The sequence below is a fragment of the Aminobacter sp. J44 genome (assembly GCF_007829415.1).
In the GTDB taxonomy this organism is placed as follows: Bacteria; Pseudomonadota; Alphaproteobacteria; order Rhizobiales; family Rhizobiaceae; genus Aerobium.
This window is the reverse complement of the sequence record NZ_VLJG01000022.1, coordinates 36,609-53,812: the sequence shown is the minus strand read 5'-3', so window position 1 is coordinate 53,812 and position 17,204 is coordinate 36,609. Positions and strand designations below refer to the sequence as shown.

The 17,204-nt window shown below is 64.4% G+C and carries 16 protein-coding genes and 1 pseudogene; 14 read left to right on the top strand and 3 right to left on the bottom strand.

Annotation, left to right across the window (positions count from 1 at the left end; genetic code table 11):
• The 4 genes from L610_RS20350 to L610_RS10285 form a co-directional block, all read left to right on the top strand.
• Positions 1-198 (top strand): hypothetical protein (locus tag L610_RS20350; RefSeq protein ID WP_210246009.1); only part of this gene is annotated, 198 nt, incomplete at its 5' end.
• A gap of 561 nt (positions 199-759) precedes the next feature.
• Positions 760-1,104, top strand: coding sequence for a hypothetical protein (locus L610_RS10295; RefSeq protein WP_144704736.1), 345 nt, complete (start codon positions 760-762; stop codon positions 1,102-1,104).
• 479 nt (positions 1,105-1,583) lie between these two features.
• Complete coding sequence (locus tag L610_RS10290; protein ID WP_024847390.1) at positions 1,584-1,904, top strand: hypothetical protein; 321 nt, start codon at positions 1,584-1,586, stop codon at positions 1,902-1,904.
• A gap of 373 nt (positions 1,905-2,277) precedes the next feature.
• Positions 2,278-3,483, top strand: a complete 1,206-nt coding sequence (locus L610_RS10285) for an SRPBCC family protein (RefSeq protein WP_024847389.1) — start codon at positions 2,278-2,280, stop codon at positions 3,481-3,483.
• Here the strand turns inward: L610_RS10285 and L610_RS10280 are convergent.
• Positions 3,478-3,819 (bottom strand): YnfA family protein, encoded by a 342-nt coding sequence (locus tag L610_RS10280; protein ID WP_210246008.1) that lies wholly within the window; start codon positions 3,817-3,819, stop codon positions 3,478-3,480. The genes L610_RS10285 and L610_RS10280 overlap by 6 nt on opposite strands.
• 89 nt (positions 3,820-3,908) lie before the next feature.
• On the opposite strand from L610_RS10280, the gene L610_RS10275 reads away from it, so the two are divergent.
• The gene (locus L610_RS10275; RefSeq protein ID WP_024847387.1) at positions 3,909-4,406 is read left to right on the top strand and encodes a GNAT family N-acetyltransferase; all 498 of its coding nucleotides are present in this window, start codon (positions 3,909-3,911) and stop codon (positions 4,404-4,406) included.
• Here the strand turns inward: L610_RS10275 and L610_RS10270 are convergent.
• Positions 4,407-5,824 (bottom strand): annotated as a pseudogene (locus tag L610_RS10270) (aminotransferase).
• Positions 5,825-6,070: 246 nt separating this feature from the next.
• On the opposite strand from L610_RS10270, the gene L610_RS10265 reads away from it, so the two are divergent.
• The 9 genes from L610_RS10265 to L610_RS10225 all read left to right on the top strand — a co-directional run bounded on the left by L610_RS10265 (position 6,071) and on the right by L610_RS10225 (position 15,351).
• A complete protein-coding gene (locus L610_RS10265) occupies positions 6,071-6,988 on the top strand; it encodes an ABC transporter permease (protein WP_024847385.1) in 918 nt (305 codons plus the stop codon).
• Positions 6,985-7,797, top strand: coding sequence for an ABC transporter permease (locus tag L610_RS10260; protein WP_024847384.1), 813 nt, complete (start codon positions 6,985-6,987; stop codon positions 7,795-7,797). Before L610_RS10265 ends, L610_RS10260 begins: the two co-directional genes overlap by 4 nt.
• Before the next feature lie 7 nt (positions 7,798-7,804).
• Positions 7,805-8,878, top strand: coding sequence for an ABC transporter ATP-binding protein (locus L610_RS10255; protein WP_024847383.1), 1,074 nt, complete (start codon positions 7,805-7,807; stop codon positions 8,876-8,878).
• A 57-nt stretch (positions 8,879-8,935) separates the two neighbouring features.
• Positions 8,936-9,517, top strand: a complete 582-nt coding sequence (locus tag L610_RS10250; protein ID WP_024847382.1) for a 5-formyltetrahydrofolate cyclo-ligase — start codon at positions 8,936-8,938, stop codon at positions 9,515-9,517.
• A gap of 8 nt (positions 9,518-9,525) precedes the next feature.
• Entirely contained in the window at positions 9,526-10,347 is an 822-nt protein-coding gene (locus L610_RS10245) for a YmdB family metallophosphoesterase (RefSeq protein ID WP_024847381.1), read from the top strand.
• A gap of 135 nt (positions 10,348-10,482) precedes the next feature.
• On the top strand, positions 10,483-11,505 hold the full coding sequence (locus tag L610_RS10240) for a MotA/TolQ/ExbB proton channel family protein (RefSeq protein WP_144704730.1): 1,023 nt from the start codon (positions 10,483-10,485) through the stop codon (positions 11,503-11,505).
• 1 nt (position 11,506) lies between these two features.
• Complete coding sequence (locus L610_RS10235) at positions 11,507-12,538, top strand: peptidoglycan -binding protein (RefSeq protein ID WP_024847379.1); 1,032 nt, start codon at positions 11,507-11,509, stop codon at positions 12,536-12,538.
• 94 nt (positions 12,539-12,632) lie between these two features.
• Complete coding sequence (locus tag L610_RS10230; RefSeq protein ID WP_144704727.1) at positions 12,633-14,120, top strand: carboxypeptidase M32; 1,488 nt, start codon at positions 12,633-12,635, stop codon at positions 14,118-14,120.
• An 82-nt stretch (positions 14,121-14,202) separates the two neighbouring features.
• The gene (locus tag L610_RS10225) at positions 14,203-15,351 is read left to right on the top strand and encodes an amidohydrolase (RefSeq protein WP_144704724.1); all 1,149 of its coding nucleotides are present in this window, start codon (positions 14,203-14,205) and stop codon (positions 15,349-15,351) included.
• A 3-nt stretch (positions 15,352-15,354) separates the two neighbouring features.
• Here the strand turns inward: L610_RS10225 and L610_RS10220 are convergent, their stop codons facing one another.
• Positions 15,355-17,157, bottom strand: coding sequence for an ABC transporter transmembrane domain-containing protein (locus L610_RS10220; protein WP_144704721.1), 1,803 nt, complete (start codon positions 17,155-17,157; stop codon positions 15,355-15,357).
• Between the last annotated feature and the right edge of the window lie 47 nt (positions 17,158-17,204).

Below are 17,204 nucleotides of genomic sequence, written 5' to 3'. Positions count from 1 at the left end.
GAGCCTCTGCCGCCCACGTTTCTCTTTCTTCGCTATTCAGTTGTCAAAGATCAGACACAAAACAGTGTCCCGGGCTCCATCACCATCGGCTTCAGCCCGACGAGGTTCGCTCACGCGGCTCGCTTGAATGTCGTCCAACTCGCGGATCACAAGAGCGAAGCTCTTCGCCGCCAGCAGCGCCGCCGCCGTCGTTGGTGAGGCGTATATAGGCTCCACTCCCCAACCATGTCAACGACATTCTGCAGGATTTTTTCGTCCCAACGCACTTTTTCCCGCATGCCCAAACCTTGCGCAAAATCAAGGCTATGGTCGAAAAATGGGCGGACGGGGAACCGGGTCGAAAGCTGCCTCTAGGGAAGCCAAAAGCTCCCCCGCAGTGAAGGGCTTCTAAGGCGCCTTCCCAGCCCTGAAACTGCGACGGGAGCAGGACGACCCCAGCTCAGATGCGATACCTCGAGCATGGAGACGCACGCCTAGGTGCGGGATGGATCTTTAGCGAGGACGCCGTGAGACCGCCTCCCGCGACTTCACAACCCGTCTGAGACCGCCCCACATATATAGGGAGAGCGATGATGAGGACCTTTTACCGGAGGCGCTTGACGGTGCCACCACTGTTCGCGAGCGTTCAGCTACCCCACCTTCCAGCGACCACACGAAACGCTATTCATCGCCTGTTGGGCATCGGGTTCCCGCGAGGAACCATGCCAACTGCTTCTGGTTTTGATCAGGACCTGCTGATAAAAGGCCGGTGGAGACCTTTTGAAGATGCGACACACGGCAACTCTCTTCGCCACCTTTCTCGCGTTCGGCCTTGCCGGCTGCGTGCGCACGCCGGACGGTAGCCTCGAGCCGCGCTACGTCCCGGAAGTGAAATCGGTCGGCAAGGTGCCTGTGGTTGCGCTGAAGCCGAACCGCCAGGAGCCGGAACAGATCTTCCCGCGCCGCCCGGCATCCGCTCCGCCACCGCAGCTGGTGGAGGTGCCGGATGCTGTAGTGCGACGCAGGCCGGTGAGCCGTGTCATGCCACCGCCACCACGCGAGGAAACCGTGACCTGCCGCCAGGTGCAGAGTGCCGACGGCCGCGTGCGCATGGACTGCAGCTGATCCGTCAGGCATGCAGTTGATGCATGCCTCGCATGACAAATGTTGCGTTGCACAATCGTCAGCCACGGACTACATAAGGGTCATCAACGTTCCTCCTCCTCCCAGAACGTTGATGACGAATGCAGCGATCCTCCTCCCTCGTTGCATTTCAGATTGAGCCCGCCGATCCTCCTCCCTCGGCGGGCTTTATCTTTTTTTCTGGCGCCGCTTAACGCGCCTGAGAAAAAATTCCTCCCGGCCCTTTCATAATTCGTTAACCCTACCCATATAGGGTTCAACACATCGCCGCCGGCCTGACCACGGATGTACTGGCAGGTCGTCGAGGCGCTGGGACTGGCAATGAGCCGGTCGATGAGAAGGTCGGGTCTTTCCCGGCCTTTTTCTTTGCGCCCCGCTCAGGCCTGCGACCCTCGCGGAACCAAGCCATTCCCCGCCCGTTCCTGCCTCATCTTGCCAACCATGATGACACGGAGCCTGCCATGGCATTTTTCTCGCACGACCAAACGCCCGGTGACGTCCATGAAGAGATTGCGGCCCTGCGGCGGGACCTGGCGCGACTCGGTGCCGCCCTGTCGAAGCAGGGCGCGGCAACGCTGAGGGATACCGGCGAGCGCACCTATGATTTCGGCAGTGAGCTCGCCGAGCGCGCCGTTGCCGCGCTGCCCTCGCTGCGCCGGCGCGCCAGCATGCTGGAAGATTCCATCCGGGAAAATCCAGGCCGTTCGGCAGCCATTTTGGGACTTGCTGCGCTTACGGTTGCAGCTGCGGTGCTTTTCTCGGGAAGCAGCTCGCGACGGTAAGCATCCTGTTGCGGCAGAAGGGCGTTCTACTTGCGCTTCCGGCGGGACCATACTGGCAAACTGCGACAAATTGGACGCCTCACTTGCGCGGCGACTTAGCCGATCCCAGATACAGCACATCAGCTTTCTTTCCTCCTCCGGATTGCTGATTTGGACGGCTGTCCCTCCCCGGCCGTTTCCCGCAAAAAACCCGCTGCTTCCCCCGGCAGCGGGTTTTTCTTTGCCTCGGCCAAGTGCCGGAAATCGCGGAGGATTCTCTGCGCCGGCCCCGGTCGTATACAGGCGTCAAAGAATCACAGTCTCCACAACACGTTGCCTTTAATAGGAAAAAATGATCTGATTGAATGATCATTCAACAAATTCGGATGCCGCCATGAGCCACCCGCTGCGTGACGTACGGATTCCGAGGAACTGGGACCGCAGGGGCCTGTCAGCCTGGAGCTATCACAGCCAGGCCCTGTTCGAGCTTGAGCTCGAGCATGTGTTCCGCCGCCACTGGCAGATTGCCGGGCACATCTCCGACATTCCCCAAAGTGGCCACTACTTCACCTTCGACATCGCCGGCGAGCGGGCGCTGATCCTGCGCGGCAGGGATGGCGTCGTGCGCGCCTTTCACAACATGTGCCGGCACCGCGGCAGCCGGGTGGTGGCGGACGAGCGCGGCCATTGCCGCAACGCCCTCGTCTGTCCGTTCCATGGCTGGGTCTACAATCTAGACGGGACATTGCGCGGCGCCGCGCAACCCGCGACCTTCCCGGACCTCGCCCATGAGGCATTCCGCTTGAGGCCGCTCGATCTCGAAATCTGGATGGGCTTCATCTTCGTCCGTTTCAAGGAAGGGCCGCAGCCTGCGGTGCGCGAGCTGATGCAGCCCTTCGCCGAGGAGTTTTCGCACTACCGGCCGGAGACGGTTGTGCCAGCAAACGGCTTCTGGACGCAGGTAAGCCCCGTCAACTGGAAGTCGGTGCGCGACGTCGACAATGAGGGCTACCACGTCGCCATGGCGCATCCCGCGCTGCAGGATCTCTACGGCACGACCTACTATGACGAGCCGTTCGTCAACGGCGTCTCGCGCTCCTATGCGAGCTACAATCCGCATGCGGGCCGGCGCTGGAGCGTGCGCCACTATGTGCGCATCGCCGAGGAACCGGAGCACCTGCCGCCTGACCTGAAGAAGGCCTGGGTCTATTACGGGCTGTTTCCCAACGCGGTGATCGCGACGACGCCGGAGTCGATCCAGTTCTACCAGGAAGTGCCGCTGTCGCCGTCACGGACGATGCTGCGCGGGGCGATCTACCATTATCCGAACGAGACGCGGCGGGCGCGCGCGGCGCGCTATCTTGCCTCACGCATCGACCGCGACACCACGGCCGAGGACGTGCAGCTCACCATCTGGTCGAACGAGTCGATGCTGTCACGCGCCTTCGAAGGGTTTTTCCTCTCCGACCTCGAATATGGCGTACGCACCCACCACGACCACCTGCGCAAGGTCCTGCCGGTGCTGGATCAGGAAACCGCACCGCCGGAGGAGGAAATGGCAGCGCTCAATGCCGCGCTGCTGGCCGCCACCGCGTCATGATCCGGCCGCGCGCGGCGCAAACAGGATGATACCGGCGGCCATGATCGCCAGCGCACCGCCGGCAAGATCCCAGCCGTCCGGCCTCTGCCCCTCCGCCAGCCACAGCCACAACAGCGACGCGCCGATATAAACGCCGCCATAGGCGGCGTAGGCACGTCCGGCATGATCGCTTGGCGCGAGCGTCAGCAGCCAGGCAAAGGCAGCAAGCGAGACCAGCCCCGGCACCAGCCACAATGGCGACTGGCCGTTGCGCAGCCAGGCCCAGAACGCGAAGCAGCCGGCGATCTCCGCCAGCGCGGCGCCGAAGTAGATCGCATAGGCGGCAAGCGTGGTCATGCGCATGTCCATGGAAGTTGCGGGCAGGAACGCGCATGCTTGCGCGAGCCGGCCGAAATGGTCAACGCTGGCGCAAAGCGGAGGCGCACATGCTGATACGTGAAGAAAACAAGGGAGACGTCGCCGCGATCCGCGCGATCACCGAGGCGGCGTTCGAGAACCATCCCCACAGCATTCAGACGGAGGGCCGCATCATCGGCGCCCTGCGCGAGGCGGGCGCGCTTGCGCTGTCGCTGGTTGCCGAGGACGGGGGCAAGGTGATGGGGCACGTCGCCTTCTCTCAGGTGACGATCGAGGATGTGGCAGGCGACTGGTATGCGCTTGGCCCCGTCTCGGTCGCACCCGCCCTGCAGCGCATGGGCATCGGGGGTGCGCTGATCCGCCAGGGGCTTGAGCGGCTGAAGCAGGCGGGCGCGGCAGGCTGCATTCTCGTGGGGGATCCGGCCTATTACCGCCGCTTCGGCTTCGTCGCGGACAACGACCTTACCTGGCGCGACCTGCCAAAAGGCTACCTGCAATATTTGTCGTTCTCGGGCGACGTGCCGCGCGGCGAGGTCCGGTTTCATCCGGCCTTCGATGTCGCGTGATCAGCCCTGCCAGAGCCCTTCGCGGCGCAGGTCTTCCATCGTCCGGCTGATTCCCTCGCGCAGAATCGCGACCATGTCGTCGACCTGGCTGCGGTTAATGATCAGCGGCGGCGACATCACGCACATGTGGATCAGCGGCCGCACCAGCAGGCCGAGTTCATGACTGTGGGCATCGATCCGCTTGCCGACCTCCATGTCGAGCGCGAGCGGATTGCGGCTTTCGCGATCTGCGGCGCATTCGACGCAGGCCATCAGACCGACCCCGCGCACCTCGCCGACCAGGGGCAGTTCCTCCAGCGTCTTCAGCTGCGCCTGGAAGTAGGGACCGACGGCACGAACATGCTCGAGCAGACCATCCTCGAGCAGGTCGAGGTTCTTGAGGGCCGCCGCGCAGCCGATCGGATGGCTGGAATAGGTCAGGCCATGCGCGAACATCGCATCTGCATGATCGGAGCTGCGGATCGCCTCCATCAGGGCCGATGAAATGACGACACCTCCAAGAGGAAAGTAGCCGGAGGTCACGCCCTTGGCGAAAGTGATCATGTCGGGCTCGATGCCGAACACATCCTTTGACGCGAAGACGTGGCCAAGGCGGCCGAAGGCGGTCACCACCTCGTCGGCGATGAACAGGATGTCGTTCTGCCGGCAGAGCTCGCGGACACGCGGCAGATAGCCCTCAGGCGGGAGAATCACACCGCCCGATGCCATCACGGGCTCGGCAACAAAGGCGCCGATCCGCTCGGCCCCGACGCGTTCGACAGTACGGGCAAGCTCGTCCACCAGCTGGTCGCAGAAGGCTTCGACGCTCATGCAGGCGGCCCGGCGAAACGGGTTGGGACAGGAGAGCTTGATGACGAGGTCATCGGCACCATCCATCCAGTCGCGGTCGCGCGGCCGTCCGTTGAGCGAGGCAGAGAGATATGTCGAGCCGTGATAGGCGTCCTCGCGGCTGAGGATCAGCTTCTTCTCCGGCTTGCCGCGGACATTGTTGCAGAATTGCATGAAACGCAGCGCCGTCTCGACCGCCGACGAGCCGCCGGTCGTGAAGAAGACATGGTTGAGGTCGCCCGGCGCATGTTCGGCGATCCGTTGCGCCAGCCTCGCGGACTGCTCGTTCATCGTGTACCAGGGCGAGTTGTAGGAAAGGCTCATCGCCTGCTCGTACATCGCCTCGGCAATCTCGCGCCGGCGATGTCCGACATTGGTGCACCACATGCCGGCCGGCCCGTCGATCAGCCGACGGCCCTCGCCGTCGGTGATGTAGATGCCGTCACCCTCGCCAATCAGGCCGCGCGCTTCCGCACCGATCGAGCCTGCACCGGCCAGGGCTGGATGAGATGATCGCGCGCCGCGAGCCCCACATCCGGCCGTTCGTTGGTAACCGGTCTCTGCTGCAACTGCCTCCGGATCGCTGCCATCGCCGTCTCCGTCTGCAAGATTCTGCGCCTTGACCTACAAGTGACGGATTAGGCGCGTCTTTCTGCCAACAAATTGAATGTCCGTTCAGCCAATATCCCAGAGAAAATGCTTGATTTCAACCGCCGACTTCAAGCAACATGCAGAGGACGGAGCGGGCGGCTCCTGCTAGAATGCACAAAAAGAGGAACTCGGGCCATGGCCAGTATGCATACGCCTGCCACCCATCCAGCGCCGGGCGCACTGTAATGACAGTCGCCGCCGAACGCATTGATGCCATTGTGCACGAGCGGGCGAGGCGGCAGTCATTTCACCAGTCCGAGCAGTTCCGTGGGCTGGCGCTCATCAGCCCGACCTTTCTCTACGCATTCATCTTGTTGCTGCTGCCGATCGTCGTCGTGATCGCGCACTCGTTCTGGACCCAGAACTATCTCACCATCGACCGCACGCTGACGCTGGCGAACTACCGCACGGCGCTGACCGACCCGATGTATCTCGACCATTTGATGCGCTCGCTCGGCATATCGCTGGCCGTCAGCATCGCCACGGTCGTCCTCGCCTATCCCATCGCCTACTACATCTCGTTCCACGGCGGCCGGCACAAGAACCTGTGGCTGTTCGTGATCATGGTGCCGTTCTGGACGAGCTACCTGCTGCGCGTCATGGCGTGGAAGGTGATCCTCGGCTACCAAGGCGTGCTCAATACCGGTTTGATCGGCCTTGGGCTGATCAGCGAGCCGTCGAGCGCGCTGCTCTACAACACGCCGGCGGTGGTCATCGCATTGACCCACGCCTGGGCCGCTTTCGCGATCCTGCCGATCTTCGTTTCGCTGGAAAAGGTCGACCGCTCGCTGCTGGAGGCCGCGCGCGACCTCGGCGACGGGCCCGTCCGCGCCTTCGTGCGCGTGACGCTGCCGCTGTCTATGCCAGGCGTCATTTCGGCGCTGCTAATCGTGATGATCCCGACCGTCGGCGATTACATCACGCCGCGCCTCGTCGGCGGCACCGAAGGCGTAATGATCGCCAACGCCATCCAGACCCAGTTCGGTCGCGCCGCCAACTGGCCGTTGGGCGCGGCGCTCTCCGTCACCACCATGGTCGCCGTCACCGCCGTGGCCGGCCTTGCCGTCCTTGCGCTGCGCGCTCTTGCGAGGGCGATGCGATGACGAGGCGTCCTGCCAGCTGGCTTCCGATTTACGCGGCGCTCTACGTCGCCTTCCTCTACGCCCCGGTGCTGCTGCTGCCGCTGTTCTCGGTCAACAATTCGGCGACGCCAACCCTGCCGCTCGCCGGCTTTACCTGGAAATGGTACCAGCAGCTCGCCGGCAATCGCGAGCTCGTCAGCGCCGCCTGGAACAGCCTTGCGGTCGGCCTCGCAACTGCCGTGCTGGCCACCCTTCTCGGCATCTGCGGCGCGCGTGCCGTCACCCGTTACCGCTTCCGCGGCAAGCGGCCGATGAGCGGACTGATCATGGCGCCGCTGGTTCTGCCTGAGATCATCGTCGCCATCTCGCTGTTGCTGGTCATGCTGGCGTTCGGGCTGAACCTGTCGCTTGTCACCGTCACGCTCGGCCACGTCCTCATCTGTCTGCCCTATTCGATGGTGGTGCTGATGTCCGGCTTTGACGGTTTTGGCCTAAGCCTCGAGGAAGCCTCCGCCGACCTCGGCGAAACGGCGTTCGGCACCTTCCGGCGCGTGACGCTGCCGATGGTGGCGCCCGCAATCCTGTCTAGCCTGCTCGTTTCCTTCACCATCTCGTTCGACGAGTTCATCGTCGCCTTCTTCCTGTCGGGCACCGACCCCACGCTGCCGATCTACATCTGGGGGCAGCTGCGCTTTGCCTCCCGTCTTCCTGCGGTTCTCGCCCTCGGTACGATCATGCTGATCGGCTCGTTCATCTTGGTCACGATCGCTGAAATTCTGCGCCGCCGCGCCGTTCGCCGCACTCAAACCGATGGATGTCTCTTTGTCTGAACGGCCGATGATCGAGCTTCGCAACGTCACGCGCAGCTACGGTGCCTTCAAGGCGCTCGACGCCGCGCAGCTGACGATCCAGGAGGGAGAATTCTTCTCGCTGCTGGGCCCCTCAGGCTGCGGCAAGACCACGCTGCTGCGCATGATTGCCGGCTTCGACACCCCGACCGAGGGCTCGATCCTCATCGACGGGCAGGACATGGTCGGCACCCCGGCCAACCGCCGCCCCACCAACATGGTGTTCCAGAGCTACGCCATCTTCCCGCATCTCAACGTCGAGCAGAACGTCGCCTACGGCCTCAAGCGCCTGAAGCTCAGTCAGACGGAAGAAAAGCGCCGCGTGGATGAAGCGCTCGCAATGGTCGAGCTCCGCGGACTTGGCAAGCGCGCGGCGCACGAGCTTTCCGGCGGCCAGCGCCAGCGTGTTGCACTCGCCCGCGCGCTCGTCATGCGGCCGAAGGTGCTTCTCCTCGACGAGCCGCTGTCGGCGCTCGACAAGAAGCTGCGCGAGCAGATGCAGGTGGAGCTGCGCCACCTGCAGAAGTCGGTCGGCATCACTTTCGTGTTGGTCACCCACGACCAGTACGAGGCGCTCGCCATGTCCGACCGCATCGCGGTCATGTTCGGCGGCAAAATCGCGCAGGTGGACACGCCGCAACACATCTACCAGCACCCGGTGAACCGGCAGGTCGCCGATTTCCTCGGCGGCATGAACTTCATCCGCGCAAAAATCGTCGGCGAGGACGAGCGCGCAATTCTTGTCGAGACTGCCGGCTTCGGCCGCGTGAAGACCGACAAGCCTGGGCATTTCCGCTCCAACGGTGGTTCGGCAACGCTCGGCATCCGCCCCGAGCGCCTGCGCGTCCTTTGGGACGACGAGCAGTCCCGGCACGAAGTCGCCGGCACCGTCGTCGACCGGCACTATTTCGGGGAGGTAACGCATCTCGTTGTCGAAATCCCCGGCTTCGAGGCGCCGCTCTCCGTCATCGAGACCAACAATTTCGGCGCTGACGACATTCCGGTCGGCGCGCCGATCCGCCTTGCCTACGATCCGGATGCGCTGGTCGCGCTCGCCGACTGAACCTTGCGGCGGGGGGCGCTGTTGTGCGAATGACATGCCCCGCACAGGACCTGCCGCATGACCTCACGAGAACTCAAAAAGCAGCTGCGCCTCGAGGCGCTTGCCCGCCGCGACGCGCTTCCCGTTGAATGGCGCATCGAAAAGTCGCTCGACATGGCCGCCATTGCCGACGAACTCGCCATCGAGCCCGGCACCGTCGTATCCGGCTTCTGGCCCATCCGCTCCGAGGTCGACGTGCGCCCAATAATGTACGCGCTGATGGATCGCGGCGCGCGGCTCTGCCTGCCGGCCATCATCGACAAGACCACCATCGTCTTCCGCGAGCTGGTGCGCGGCGCGCCTATGGTCGACATGGGCTTTGGCACCTACGGCCCGGACGAGAGCGCGGAGGTGCTCGACCCAACCGTCATGCTGGTGCCGCTCGCAGCCTTCGACCATCTCGGCGACCGCATCGGCTATGGCGCCGGCTTCTACGACCGCGCGATCAGCAAGCTGCACGCCCGCGGCCTCTACCCGCGCCTCATCGGCATCGCCTTTGACTGTCAGCTGATCGAGGACGTTCCCGACGAGGATCACGACGTAAGGTTGCACGAACTCCTGTCGGAAAGCGGCTTGCGTCGCTTCCCGCTGTCTTTATAGAAAGCTCCATGAGGCTCTTGTTTCTTGGCGATATGGTCGGTCGCGCCGGCCGCACAGCGGTTTGGGAAAAACTTCCCGGCCTGATTTCGGATTTCCGGCTCGACTTCGTCATCGTCAATGGCGAGAACGCGGCGGGCGGCTTCGGCATCACCGAAGAGATTTTTCAGGCAACGATCGCCGCGGGAGCCGACGTCGTCACCACCGGCAACCACGTCTGGGACCAGCGCGAGGCGCTGACCTTCGCGCCGCGTGAGCACCGCTTCATTCGTCCCGCCAACTTCCCGATCGGCACGCCCGGCCGCGGCACCGGCCTGTTCGAGGCCCGCAATGGTGCCCGCGTGTTCGTCACCAACATCATGGGCCGCGTCTTCATGCATCCGGAGCTGGACGATCCGTTCCAGGCCGCCGAGCGCGAACTGTCGGATTGTCCGCTGGGCGAGGTCGCCGACGCCGTCGTGATCGACTTCCACGCCGAGGCCACCTCCGAGAAAATGTGCATGGGCCACTTCGTCGATGGCCGCGCCAGCCTGCTCGTCGGCACCCATACGCACCAGCCGACCGCCGATCACCAGATACTCAATGGCGGCACCGGCTACATGTCGGATGCAGGCATGTGCGGCGACTACGACTCCTCGCTCGGCATGGAAAAGGAAGAGCCGCTTAACCGCTTCCTGTCGAAGGTTCCGAAGGGCCGCTTCGAGGCAGCGAGCGGCCCGGCCACCATCTGTGGCGTCGGCGTCGATATTTCGGACCGTACCGGTTTGTGCGAGCGCATCGCGCCGCTGCGCATCGGCCCACGGCTCGAAGAGACTGTGCCGTCGTTCTGGTAAGCGGACGGGGCACTCCAATGGCCACCTCCACCCGAAACAACTGCCTGTTCCGGCTCACTCATCCTTTCAATTTCGTCACAATTCCGTTTAGAGTCGCGTCCAACGTCATGACGATAGGGAATCCGGGGCGCGCAGATGGCATTTCTGAAATCGCTGGGAGCTGACGAACTCGTCGCCGACGAGGGATACGATCCCCGAAAGCTCTCCAGCCCGCAGGTTTTCCTGCTTTCGATGCTGATCTTCCTGGCGATTGCAGGCTTTGTTGCGGCAATACTTTACCGACAGATTTCCACCGCCTTCCAGACCAATCCGGGCCTCAACGGCCTGATCATCGGTGTGATGCTGGTCGGCATCCTGCTCGCCTTCGGCCAGGTGCTGCGCCTGTTTCGCGAAGTCCGCTGGGTCAATTCCTTCCGCGCCGGCAACCCAGCCAAGGACCCGATCCTGCTGGCGCCGATGCAGGCGATGATCGCCCGCTCGTCGACCCGGATGCTGTCGACCTCGTCGATGCGCTCGATCCTTGAATCGATTGCCAACCGCCTCGACGAAACCCGCGACATCTCGCGCTACCTCACTGGCCTGCTGGTCTTCCTCGGCCTGCTCGGCACCTTCTGGGGCCTGCTGCAGMCCATCGGCTCGATTGGCGACACCATCCGGTCGCTCGATCCGGGCACCGGCGAAACCAACGACGTGCTCGCCATGCTGAAGTCGGGCCTGTCGACGCCGCTCGCCGGCATGGGCACGGCGTTCTCGTCGTCGCTGTTCGGCCTGTCAGGGTCGCTGATCCTCGGCTTCCTCGACCTTCAGGCCGGCCGTGCGCAAACGCGCTTCTACACCGAGCTCGAAAACTGGCTCTCTTCCGTCACCGATCCCGACTCGGACTTCGCCCGCGGCCCCAAGGGCGATACCTCGGAGGAGCTGAAGGCGATCTCCGAGCGCATGCGCGCGCTGCAGGAGCACGAGGGCGCCACCAACCCGCGCATTGCCGCCTCGATGGCATCGCTCGCCGACGGAATCGCCGGCCTCGTCAAGAACATGCGCTCCGAGCAGCAGCTGATGCGCGACTGGGTCGAGGCGCAGGCCAACGAGCAGAAGCAAATACGCATCACGCTCGACAAGCTGGCCGAGGCCCTGCGCCAGCAGCAGGAGAAGAACTGACATGGCACTGTCGCGCGGAAGGCGCGGGCAGCGCAGCGTCGATTACTGGCCGGGCTTCGTCGACGCCCTGTCGTCGCTGCTGCTCGCCTTCATGTTCCTCTTGTCGGTGTTCGTCATCGCCCAGTTCGTGCTGTCGCAGGAAGTGTCGAGCCGCGACGAGGTGCTGAACCGCCTGAATTCCCAAATCAACGAGCTCACGCAGCTGCTCTCTCTCGAGCGCTCCAACACTCAGGACCTCGAGGACGCGCTTGCCAACATGCAGGCCTCGCTCGCCGTCGCCGAAAACGAAAAGTCGCGGCTCGAGCAGCTGCTCGCGGCGGGCTCAGGCGCAGGTGCCGAAGCCACCGCCCGCGCAAATGCGCTTGCGGGAGAACTCGACACCGAACGCCAGATCAGCCAGCGGGCGCTGAGCCAGGTCGAGCTCCTCAACCAGCAGATCGCGGCGCTGCGCAGCCAGATCGCGGCCCTCGAGGACGCACTTGAAGCCTCCGAACAGCGCGACCGCGAATCCAACACCAAGATCGCCGACCTCGGCCGGCGCCTGAACGTCGCGCTCGCCCAGCGCGTGCAGGAGCTGAACCGTTATCGATCCGACTTCTTCGGCCGCCTGCGCGAAATCCTCTCCGATCGCGAGAACATCCGCATCGTCGGTGACCGCTTCGTGTTCCAGTCGGAAGTGCTGTTCCCGTCCGGGTCCGACATCATCAACGAGGCCGGGCAGGAAGAGATGCGCAAGCTTGCAGGCGCGATCCTCGAGCTGCAGCGCGAGATCCCGCCGGAGATCAACTGGGTGCTGCGCGTCGACGGCCATACCGACAACGTGCAACTTTCGGGCTCCGGCCGCTACCGCGACAACTGGGAGCTGTCGGCTGCGCGCGCGATCTCGGTTGTGAAGTTCCTGATCGCAAACGGTGTGCCGTCCAACCGTCTGGTGGCCGCGGGCTTCGGCGAATACCAGCCGCTCGACAATGCGGATACGCCCGAAGCCCGCAACCGCAATCGCCGCATCGAGCTGAAGCTCACCGAGCGCTAGGGCCATCGCTACCCGCGACGAGGATTTATACGCCGACATGGCCGAAGGCCTGATCTATTGGCAGGACGCATTCAAGCACCGGAACCGTTGAATCATGTCATTTGAAAAGCTCGATTCCCTTGGCCGCCGGCTCCAAGCGCTCGAACACGCGCTCGCAATTCTTGGCGCCGACGAGGCAACGCACATGGCTGTTGGCGGCGGCGAACAGCGCGCCGAGGCAATGGCGACGCTCGCCGGCATGGCCCACCGCATGGCAACCGCCTCTGAAGTCGCGGACTGGATCGAGGCAGCCTCCAACGAGGCGCTGAACGAGGATCAGGCAGCGGCGCTGCGCGAGTTCCGCCGCGTGCACACCAACCTCACCTGCCTGCCGCCGGAGTTCGTCGAGCGCCAGACGCGCACCCGAATGCGCTGCGAGCAGCTGTGGCGCGACGCCCGCGCGAAGAACGACTGGGCGACGTTCCAGCCGGCGCTCGAAGGCGTCGTCGCCATGGTCCGCGAGGAGGCGCAGATGCGCGCCGACGTCCTCGGCCTCGCGCCCTACGACGCGCTGATGGAGCAGTACGATCCCGGCAATCGCGTGGCCGACATCGCGCCGGTGCTGGGGGAGCTGAAGACCTTCCTCGTCGACTTCGTGCCGAAGGCGCTTGCCGTGCAGGAAGAGCGCCTGGCACAGCGGCCCCTGCGCCCGCTCTCCGGCTCCTACCCCGTCGAGAAGCAGCGCGAGCTCGGCCTTGCGATGATGGCCGCCGTTGGCTTCGACATCACCCGCGGCAGCCTGTCTGTTTCGCACCATCCGTTCTGCGGCGGCGTGCCGACCGACGTGCGAATCACCACCCGCTACCGCACCGACGAGTTCCTGTCGTCGCTGATGGGGATCCTGCACGAGACCGGCCACGCGCTCTACGAGCAGGGCCTGCCGCAGGAATGGGCGCACTGGCCGCTCGGCAAGGCGCGCGGCATGGCGATCCATGAAAGCCAGAGCCTGTTCGTGGAGAAGCAGATTGGCCGCAACCCCGCCTTCTGGCGCTGGGCACTACCCGTCGTAGAACGCCATCTCGGCGAGGCCTGGAGGCTGGACGACATTCTTCCGCACGTCCACCGCGTCGAACGCGGCCTGATTCGCGTTGACGCCGACGAGGTCACCTATCCGCTGCACGTCATCCTGCGTTTCGAACTCGAGCAGGAGCTGATCGCCGGCAAGCTGGAAGTCGCCGACCTGCCTGATGCGTGGGACGCGCGCATGCAGAGCTATCTGGGCCTCTCGACCATCGACAACCCGGCCGACGGCCCGATGCAGGACGTCCACTGGCCGAGTGCCGCGTTCGGCTATTTCCCGTCCTACACGCTCGGCGCCATGATCGCCGCGCAGCAATGGGCGGCGATCGAACGCGAGCATCCGGGCGTCGAGGAAGAGTTCGCCAAAGGCAACTTCGAGACCGTCAACGCATGGCGGCGTGGGCGCATCTGGTCGCAGGGCTCGCGCTTGTCTACGCCAGAGCTGATCGAGAAGGCGACCGGGGAGCCGCTCAACGCGGCGCACTTCCGCCGCCATCTCGAGCGCCGCTACGGCACGGCCTGAGTTCTGGACCAGCACCATTCCCTTGATGCCGGCGCCCATCCGGCCAACAGTGGCAAAACGCCGGCATCAAGGGAGAAGCTTTGTGACGCTGACCAACCAGGACATCGAGGATCTTGTCGCCTTCCGCCGCGAGCTTCACCGGCACCCGGAAATCTCCGGCGAGGAGGAACAGACGGCAAAGCGCGTCGTCGCCTTTGTCAGCGAAACGAAACCCGACCAGATCCTGACGGGTCTCGGCGGTCACGGCGTCGCCACAGTCTATGACAGCGGCAAAGAAGGCCCGACGCTGCTTTTCCGCTCGGAAACGGATGCTCTGCCGATCGAGGAAATCTCGTCCGCGCCGCATCGTTCGACCGTTCCAGGCAAGTCGCACATGTGCGGCCATGACGGCCACACCGCGATCCTTGCGGCACTCGGGAGACAGTTCGGCCGCGAGCGCCCGGCGCGCGGCCGGGTCGTGCTGATGTTCCAGCCGGCGGAGGAAACCGGAGCCGGTGCCGCTGGCGTCGTCGCCGACCCGCGCTACGACTCGATACGGCCGGACTTTGCCTTCTCGCTGCACAACCTGCCCGGCACGCCGCTTGGTCACGTGCGGATCAAAGAAGGCGTCGTCAACTGCGCCTCGCGCGGCATCCGCATCGTCCTCGATGGAAAGACCGCTCACTCATCCATGCCGGAAACCGGCACCTCACCGATGCTGGCGATCAGCCGGCTTATGCCGGAACTGGCGAAGCTCGGCGGCGGCAGTTTCACCGAGGACGATTTTGCGATGGTGACCCTCACCCATGCGGAGATGGGCGAGGCCGTGTTCGGCATCGCACCTGGCCACGCGGAGGTCTGGGCGACGCTGCGCACCCGCCTCGATGACCGGATGGCGGCACTCTGCTCTGCCGCCGAGGAACTTGCGATCGGCATTTCCCGCGAGCACGGGCTGCAGCTGTCGATCGATTATCACGAGATCTTCGTCGCCAGCATGAATGCGCCGGAAGCGGTCGCGCATCTGCGCGCAGCGCTCGATGCCGAAGGCATCACCCATGACGAGGAAGAACTGCCTATGCGCGCATCGGAGGATTTCGGCATCTTCGGACATAGCGCGAAGTCAGCGATGCTGTTCCTGGGCGCTGGCGTGGACACCCCTGCCCTGCACAATCCCGACTACGACTTTCCGGACGACCTGATTCCGATCGGCTCGCGCATCTTCATGCGCACCGCTCGCAATATCCTGGGCTGACGCCTATTCCGCGGCGCTGTCGAGGAACTCGGCGCCGCGGTCGAACTGCAAGCGAGCAAGGCGCGCATAGACGCCGTCCTGCCGCACCAGGGTCTGGTGTGTACCTTCCTCGACGATCCGCCCCTCGTCCATGACCAGGATCCGGTCGGCCTTCAGCACGGTCGCCAGCCGGTGGGCGATGACGATGGTGGTGCGGCCCTTCATCAGCCGCTCCAGCGCGGTCTGCACCAGCGTCTCGCTTTCCGCGTCGAGGGCCGAGGTCGCTTCGTCGAGCAGCAGGATAGGCGCGTCGCGCAGGATCGCACGGGCAATCGCCACGCGCTGGCGCTGGCCACCGGAGAGGGTCACACCACGCTCGCCGAGCTGCGTGTCGTACCCGTCCTCAAGCTGTGAAATGAACTCGTGGGCATGCGCATCCTTTGCTGCCCGCTCGATCGCCGCGCGGTCTGCACCGGGACGGCCAAAGGCGATGTTCTCGGCAGCCGAGGCGGCAAAGATCGTCACGTCCTGCGGCACGATCGCGATTCGCTCGCGCACATCCTCCGGGTCCGCCTGCTTCACATCGACGCCATCCACCAGCACCGCGCCGGTGGTCGGGTCGTAGAAGCGCAGGAGCATCGAGAACACGGTGCTCTTGCCAGCGCCCGACGGGCCGACAATCGCGACCGTCTCGCCGGGCTTGATGGAGAAGGAAAGTCCCTGCAGCGTCTGCTGCCCCGGCCGTGTCGGGTAGATGAAGGAAACGTCGCGGAACTCGACCGCGCCGCGCGCGGGCTTCGGCAGCGGGATCGGATTGGCGGGCGCGCGGATCGCCGGCTCCTCATCGAGGAGTTCACCCAGCCGCTCGGCAGCACCGGCAGCCTGCGAGAGCTCGCCCCACACTTCCGAAAGCGCGCCGAGCGCACCGGCGGCAAACACCGCATAGAGCAGGAACTGACCAAGCGTGCCGGCCGAAATCGCGCCCGACAGCACGTCGTGCGAGCCGATCCACAGCACGGCGACAACCGAGCTGAACACGGTGACGATCGCAAAGAAGGTCAGGAACGACCGCGCGAGCACCGACGACTTCGCCGCATTGAATGCGGCCTCGACGGCATTCGCAAATCGCTCGGTGACCAGCACCTCGTTGGTGAAGGCCTGCAGCGTGCGGGKCGAGCCGATCTGCTCGGCCGCATAGGCGGTCGCTTCTGCAAGGGTATCCTGCGCATAGCGCGAGCGGCGGCGCACCGAACGCCCGAAGGCAACCAGCGGCAGCACGACGATGGGAATGACTGCAATGACGATGCCGGAGAGCTTCGGGCTCGTGACGACCATCATCGCCATCGCGCCAAGGCCCATGATGAGGTTGCGCAGCGCCACCGACGCGGTTGCCCCCACGGTGGACTTGATCTGGGTGGTGTCGGCCGTCAGCCGCGAGACGATCTCGCCCGACTGGGTGCGATCGAAGAACGCCGGCGACAACCGCGTCACATGCGCGAAGACGTCGCTGCGGATGTCAGAAACGACGCGTTCGCCGAGCGTGATGACGAAGAAGTAGCGCATGGCCGATGCCGCCGCGAGCAGCACCGCCAGCACAATCAACATCGAGAAATAGCTGGTGATGAAGGCCGAGTTGGAATCGCTGAACCCGTGGTCGATCATGCGGCGCACGGCAAGCGGCAGCGTCAGCGTCGTCAGCGCCGCCATCAGCAGCGAGATGCCCGCGCCAATGACGAGACCGCGATAGCGGAACATATAGGGCAGGATGCGGCGCAGAGGGTTCAGCGTGCGTGTGCGCCGTGTGCCGTCTCGTCCGTTATCGGCCATTTCTTCATCCTGATTTCCGCTGGGCGCCGAATTTCCGGCGACTCCAC